At 67.4% G+C, this 7848-nt stretch carries 1 protein-coding gene; it reads right to left on the bottom strand.

What is annotated here, in order from left to right:
• Nucleotides 1–7848 (bottom strand): amino acid adenylation domain-containing protein (locus tag ACIPHM_RS24450; protein ID WP_400334262.1); only part of this gene is annotated, 7848 nt, incomplete at both ends.

Genomic DNA, 7848 nt, shown 5'->3' with positions numbered 1-7848 from the left:
TACGCCAGCCGCTCGGCCGGATAGTTGGGGTCCAGCGGCACGTAAGCCGCCCCGGCTTTCAGAATGCCGAGCAACGCCACGACCATCTCCACCGAGCGCGGTACGGCCAGTCCCACACGGCTATCGGCGCGCACGCCCTGGGCGATCAACGCATGCGCCACACGGTTGGCACGGCGGTTGAGCTCGCCGTAGCTCAAGCCGTGATGCTCGTCCTCGAACAGAACGGCCAGCGCATCCGGGCGCAAGCGCGCATGCACCTGCACCGCCTCGTGCACCAGCGGCACTTCCGCTGCGCGTTCGTCGTTCGTGCCCCACGCCGAGAGCTGGGTGCGCTCGGCGGCCGATAGCGGCGCAATATCGCCGACAGCCTGCTCCCCCCCCTGCGCCAGCGCTTCCAGCAGACGAATGGTGTGGTCCGCCACACGTGTCACGGTGGCGTCGTCGAACAACGACCGCTCATAGCCGAACTGCACCGTGAGCGCCGGATCGGCAAACGCCGACACCGTCATCGGATAGTTGGTCTCGTCACGCCGATGCGTGACGGTGGCCTGCATGCCGCCTGGCAACGTGTCGCGCAACGCCTGATCGACCGGATAGTTCTCGAACACCAGCACCGAATCGAATAGCGCCTGACCGCCCTGCCCCGCCCAACGCTGGATCTCGTACAACGGCGTGTGCTCGTACTCGCGCGATGCGATGTTCTGTCCCTGAATCGCGCGCAGCCATGCGCCGACGGTCTGGCCGGGCGCAGGTTCGGCAACCACCGGCAGGGTGTTAATGAACAGCCCCAGCAGGGTCTGCGCGCCGGGCAGGTCGCCCGGACGGCCCGCCACGGTAGCGCCGAACGCGACCGACGGCTGGCCCGTGTAACGCTGCAGCAGCAACGCCCACGCCCCCTGTACCAACGTGTTGAGGGTGACATGCTCGCGCCGCGCGAAATCGGTCAGCGCCGCGGTCGTGGCATCGCTCAGTGCACGCGTCTGCAACCCCTTGCCTGACGCCACGGTCGTCGCCGGCGGCAGGGCCTTGGTCAGATGCGTATTGCCCTGCAGACGGGCAAGTTGTGCCGTCCAGTATTCGCGCGCCGCGTCGGCATCCTGCGCCTTCAGCCACGCAATATGGTCGCGATAGCGTCCCTGCGGCGACGCCAGCGCGTGTCCCGCGTAAGCGCGCAACACTTCGCCCATCAGTTGCGACGTACTCCAGCCGTCGAGCAGCAAATGGTGACTGGTCCAGATCAGGTGATGCTGCCGCTCGCCGGTGCGCACGAGTGCCAGCCGCATCAGCGGCGGCGTGGTCAGATCGAAGCCACGGGCGAGTTCGGCCGCCGCGTGCGCTTCCAGCGCGGCGTCGCACGCCGCCGGGGCCGGCTCGCGCCAGTCCAGTTCCGCAATGGGCAACTCCGAGGGCCGGGCCACCCACTGCAGCGGCGACTGACCGGGCAGGAAACCGGTGCGCAGTACGTCGTGGCGCGCATAAACGGCCTGCCATGCCTGCCGGAAACGCTCGACGTCGAGCCCGACGAACGAGACGCGCAACTGGTTGAGATAAGCCGTGCCGTCCGGTTCCAGCAGGCTGTGGAACAGCATGCCGGCCTGCATCGGCGACAGCGGATACAGGTCCTCAAGTCGCTCGACGGGCACCGCCAACGTGTCGAGCTGTGTTTGCGACAGACCGGCCAGCGGGACGTCCGACGGCGTGATGCCACGGCTGCCGTCCACGCAATGCGCAATCAGGGCGTCGAGATGATCCCGGTAGCGCTCAAGCAGGTGCCCGATCGTGGCCTCGTCATGCAGCGCCTTGCTGAACGACCAGCTCAGATGCAGGCATCCGTCATGCACCATGGCCCCCACATCGAACCATGTGCGGCGGGTGCTGCCCGCAGCGCGCTGCGTCCCCGCAGATTCACGGGCAACCTGCCACATGCCGTCCGATGCGAACGTCTGGTCGAACTGCCCCAGATAATTGAACGTTACTTGCGGATATCCGAGATCGCCCAAATGACTGCCCGATGCCGTCATGTGACGCAGCACGCCATAGCCGATGCCCTTGCGAGGCACGGCGCGCAACTGCTCCTTCACAGCCTTGATGGTCGCGCCCGGCCCCTCGCTGCCCGGCGCGAGCCTGACCGGGAACAGCGACGTGAACCAGCCTGCGGTTCGCGACAGGTCGACGCCTGCGTCCAGCTCCTCGCGCCCGTGCCCCTCGAGTTCGATCAGCACGCTCTCGCGCCCATCCCATTCGCACAGCGTGCGCGCCAGAGCCGCCAGCAGGATGTCGTTGATCTGCGTGCGATAGGCGCGCGGCACTTCACTGAGCAACTGACGGGTGCGCCCCGCGTCGAGACTCACGCTCAGTGCATGCGCATCGGCCACGGTGTTCGAACCGTCCGCCCTGGCGGGCAGGCGGCGGTTGTCGCCATCCAGCGTCTGCTCCCAGAACGGCAACTCAGCCTGTAGCGCCACGCTGTCGGCATGCCGTTGCAGCGTGCTCACCCACGTGCGCAGGGCGCTGGTGGTGGACGGCAGTTGCACCGGCTGCCCGGCGAGCAGTTGCGCATGCGCGGTCTGCAGATCCTCCACGATCACGCGCCACGACACGCCATCGACCACCAGATGATGGGCCGCGAGCAGCAATCGTCCGGACGACCCGAGATCCATCCAGACCGCCTTGAACGGCTGCGCCAGCGTGAGGCTGCGCTGCGCCGCATCGGCGGCCTGCGTGATGGCAGCTGCGGGGTCCGGGGCATCGCGCAGATCCACATGCTCGAATGCGTGCGATCCAGCCGGCCCGTGGGATTGTTGCCAACGACCGTCGCGCCGGGCAAAACGCAGCCGTAGCGCGTGGTGATGGTCGACCACGTGCGCTACGGCACGATGCACCGGCGTCGCATCGGCTGGCGCCGTGCACGCCAGCATCAGCGACTGATTCCAGTGGCTGGCCGTGTCGGCATGCTGCGTGAAGAACCAGCGCTGCACCGGCGTGAGCGCGAACCATTCCGCAGAGGTGTCCGCAGCCTTTTGCGTCGGCACCGCAGCCACCGGCGTAGCCGCTGCTGCAACGGCCGCCACCGTCTGCCCCTCCATCAACTGACGCGGCGTCACTTTCCAGCCGCGTCGGCGCGCACGCGCCACGATCTGCAGCGTGAGGATCGAATCGCCGCCGAGTTCGAAGAAGTTGTCGTGACGTCCCACGCGCGCGACGCGCAGGATATCGGCCCAGATCTGTGCGATCGTTTCTTCCACCTCGCCTTGCGGCGCGGCAAAATCGTCGGCTTGCGCCAGTACGGGCTCCGGCAGTGCGCGGCGATCCACCTTGCCGTTCGGCGTCAGCGGCAACGCCTCAAGGCAGACGATGCCAGCCGGCACCATGTAGTCGGGCAACGTCTGCGCCAATGCTTCGCGTACGGCAGCGGTATCGAGCGTTGCGCCATCTCGGGCCACCACATACGCGTAGAGTTGCGTGCGGCCGTCGTCGGCATCGCGCGCGATGACCTCGGCCTTGCCGACGCCCGGCATGGCGAGCAGCGCGCGCACCACCTCGCCCAGCTCGACGCGGTAACCGCGAATCTTGACCTGATCGTCGACGCGACCGAGGAATTCCAGACTACCGTCCTCACGCGCGCGCACCCGGTCGCCGGTACGGTAAAGCCGCGCGCCATCTCCCGTCGGGCTGGCCACAAAGCGCTCCGCCGTCTGTCCCGCCCGGCCCTGATAGCCGCGGGCCAGCCCCGCCCCGCCCAGATACAGTTCGCCGACGGCGCCGCGCGGCACCGGGTTCAGTCCGGCGTCGAGCACATGCGCGACGCTGGCGCTCAGCGGTCGGCCCACCGGCAGCGAGGCGGCACCCCGATCCGCCTGCGCCGCTTCCTGCGTCAGAATGCCGACCGTGGTTTCCGTCGGGCCATAGTGATTCATCACCTGCGTTTCGGGACTCAGCTCGGCTATGCGCGCCAGCAGCGGCCAGCGCGTAGCTTCTCCGCCGAGCACCAGCCGGTGGCGCGGCAGCACGTCCTGTGGCCGCTGCGCGCTCAGCAGCGCCTGCAGATGCCCCGGCACGATCTTGAGAACGTCCACCTCATGGCGCCGCATGTAGTCGGCAAACCGGTCCGGATCGAAGGCGCGTTCGGCCGCCAGCAGATGCAGCAGCCGGCCCGAACAGAGCGCACCGAACAAGACCGTGTGGCCCAGATCGGCGCCGACCGTCGACGCCATGGCCATGCTGCGCGCCGATGCCGGCAGATCCATGCGACGCAGCACCGCCTGCACATAGTTCGCCAGCGCACCATGACTGACGACCACGCCCTTCGGCTGGCCCGTCGATCCCGACGTGTAGATCAGGTAAGCCGCCTGATGGGCATGCACTGCGACCTGCACACGCTCCGCAGCCGTCCATTCCTTTTGCAACGACAGCACGGGCACCCCCGGCGCCCAGGTCATGCCTTGCGCATCGAGCACGATCGCTGCGCCGCTGTCCGCGATCTGATAGGCGAGGCGGGACGGCGGCAATGCCGGGTCGAGCGGCACGTAGGCGGCCCCGGCCTTCAGGGCGGCAAGCAGGCCGAGCACGAGTTCAACGCTGCGCTGCGCATGCACGGCCACGCGCGTTTCGCTTCGTACGCCACGGACGTGCAGCGCCATCGCCAGCCCGTCGCTCAACCGGTCGAGTTCCGCGAACGTCAATTGCCGCGCTTCGTCTGCCACCGACATGGCATCAGGACTGCGCTGCACGGACTGCCGCCACAGCGACAGCACGTCGGCATGCCACAGGTCGGGGGCCGGCTCACCGGCCAGTGCCGTGCCGGCATCGGGCGCCAGTGCACCCAGCACAGCCTGCGGTCCGGCGCCGACCATGCGCCTGAGCAGCGACTCGAACTGTACGGCTACGCGCTCCGCCATCGCTTCGTCGAGATGCGCGAGGTCGTGCAGGTAGTCGAACCGCAGCACGTCACCGGTTTTCACGCGCAGCGTGAGCGGGTAGTGATTGCCGTTGGTCGAGTGAGCGTTGTCGAAATGCAGCGCGGTGTCCTGCTGCGCCAGCGCCTCGTCGATCGGATAGTTCTCGAACACGATGAGGGTGTCGAACAGCCCCTGTCCGGCCGCGCCGGCCGCACGCTGAATCTCGTGCAGCGGCAGATACTCGTGCTCGCGCGACGCGCTGCCCTGCGCCTGCAGTTGTGCGATCCACGCGTCCAGCGCTTCGCCGGGCCGCACCTGTGCCAGCACGGGCACGGTGTTGATGAACAGACCGACCATGCGGTCTGCGCCAGTCAACGCCATGGGACGGCCTGCCGTGGTGGCACCAAAACAGATCGCGTCCTGCCCCGTCAGACGATGCAGCAGCAACGCCCACGCGCCCTGGATCAGCGTGTTCAGCGTGACGTGGCGCGCACGTGCGAAGGCAACGAGTGCGGCCGTCTCGCTGGCATCGAAGGCGCGCGGATACTCGCGATAGCCGCTACGGCCGGTTGGTTTCGGCAGTGCCTGCGCCACGCGCGTGGGCGTATCGAGCGGTGCCAGTTGCTCGCGCCAGTAAGCCTGCGACTGGCCCACGTCCTGTCTGGCCAGCCATGCGATGTAGTCACGGAAGCGGCCCGTCAATGCTGGCAGCGGCTGGCCTGCGTAGTGGCGCAACACCTCGCCCAGCAGTTGCGACGTACTCCAGCCGTCGAGCAGCAAGTGATGATGTGTCCAGATCAGATGATGGCGATCGGCACCGGTGCACACGAGCGTCAATCGCATCAGCGGCGGCTGCGCGAGATCGAAAGCCTTGGCGCGATCCTGCGCCGCGAGCGTGTCGGCATCGTGATGGCCGTCATGGACAACCAGCGGTACGTCGACCTGCCGGGCCACCCACTGCAGCGGTGTCTCGCCGGGCAGGAAGCCCGAGCGCAGAATGTCGTGACGCTCGAATACCGCTTGCCACGCCGCGCGGAATCGCTCGACATCGAGGCCACCGATATCCACCCGCAACTGGCCCAGATAGGCACCGCTCGACTGCGCCTCGTACACGCTGTGGAACAGCATGCCCGACTGCATCGGCGAGAGCGGGTACAGATCCTGCAGGCGCGCGGCCGGCACGTCGATCTGGTCCAGTTGTGCCTGCGAGAGCGATGCGAGCGGGAAGTCCGACGGCGTGACCCCGCTCACGCCACTGGTGCAGTGTGCGATCAGCGCTTCCAGTTCCTGTTGGAATCGATCGGCAAGCGCCTGCATGGCGCCCGGCCGATAGCGCGCGCTGCTATAGCGCAGCGTCAGTTGCAGCGCGTTGCCGTACACCTGACCGTTGACGGCGATGTCGTGCATCAGCTCGGCACCCTCATCCATGACATCGCCGGCCGATTCATCGGCGGGACGCCATCCGTCACCGAACGCGGCGTCGAACTGACCAAGGTAATTGAACACGACCTGCGCGCGTGGCAACGTCGCGCCCTGCTCGCGGAACACGCCGTAGCCGATGCCCTTGCCGGGAATCGCGCGCAGATGTTCCTTCACCCTGCGCAGCGCGGTCCCCAGTTCGCCAGTCGGATGCAGTGCCACAGGATAGAGGCTCGTGAACCAGCCAACAGTGCGTGAGACATCCACGGTCCCGAGTGCTTCACGACCATGGCCTTCCACATCGACCAGTACGCTGTCGTCCCCCGTCCACACGCAAAGCGCACGACCCAGTGCAGTGAGCAGGATGTCGTTGACTTGCGTCCGATACGCAGCCGGTGCCTGCCGCAGCAACGCCGTCGTGGTTGGCGCATCCAGACGCATGCTCACGCTGGCGCGCGTAGCGACGGTGTTGCCGCCCGTCGGCGCATCGCACGGCAACGTGGTCGGCACGGGCTGCAGCGATTGCCAATAGGACAGTTCGTCGCAATGCGCGTGCGCATACGCCTGCAGCGCGCGATCCCAGTCCGGCAGGTTAGCGGTCCGCTCGGGCAGGGCAATCGATGCGCCCGCGATGCTCTGGGCGTACGCCTGTTGCAGGTCTTCCAGCAGTACGCGCCAGGACACGCCATCGACCGCAAGGTGGTGAATGGCCAGCAACAGCCGATAGGTGCCGCCAGTCTCGATCAGCAGCGCTCGCAGCAAGTGTCCATTGGCGATGTCCAGGCTGCGCTGCGCGGTGTTGCACAGTGCCGTGATGTCTTCGGCACGCTGCGCCGTGCGTTGCCACAGCAGTCCGGTGGTTTCCACGTCATTCGCTGCCGGGCAGGTCTGCGTCCAACGACCGCCGTTCAGCGAGAATCGCATGCGTAGCGCCTCGTGATGACGGAGCAATGCCGCGAGCGCGCGTTCCAGGTGAGACGCGTCGATCGGCTCGGCGCTTTGCAGCAGCACGGCCTGATTCCAGTGATCGCGCGCGGGCATATCCATGCGGAAAAATGCCGCCTGGAACGGCAGGAGCGGCACGTCGCCCAGCGCGGCGGTGTAGCGCGTCGCCGTCTGGCCGGCTTCGGCCACCGATGCCAACAGCGCCAGCGTCTGACGTTCGAACATCTGCCGGGGCGTGATCTGCCAGCCAGCGCGCCGCGCCCGCGACACGATCTGCAAGCTCACAATCGAGTCGCCACCGAGTTCAAAGAAGTTGTCATGACGGCCCACCCGCTCGATGCCCAGCACCTCGGCCCATACCGCCGCCAGTGCCTGCTCCACCTCACCTTGTGGCGCCTCGTATGTACGCGCTTCGACCTCCGGCGCCGGCAGCGCCTTGCGGTCGATCTTGCCGTTGCCGTTCAGCGGCAGCCTGTCGAGCACCACCAGCACCCCCGGCACCATGTACTCCGGCAGCACCCCACCCAGCCGGGTCCGCATCGTCTGCGTGTCGAACGGCGCGCGGCATGCCACATACGCGATCAGC

Source organism: Pandoraea sp. NPDC087047 (genome assembly GCF_044745225.1).
Classification (GTDB): Bacteria; Pseudomonadota; Gammaproteobacteria; order Burkholderiales; family Burkholderiaceae; genus Pandoraea.
This window is presented reverse-complemented; position numbering and strand designations above follow the sequence as displayed.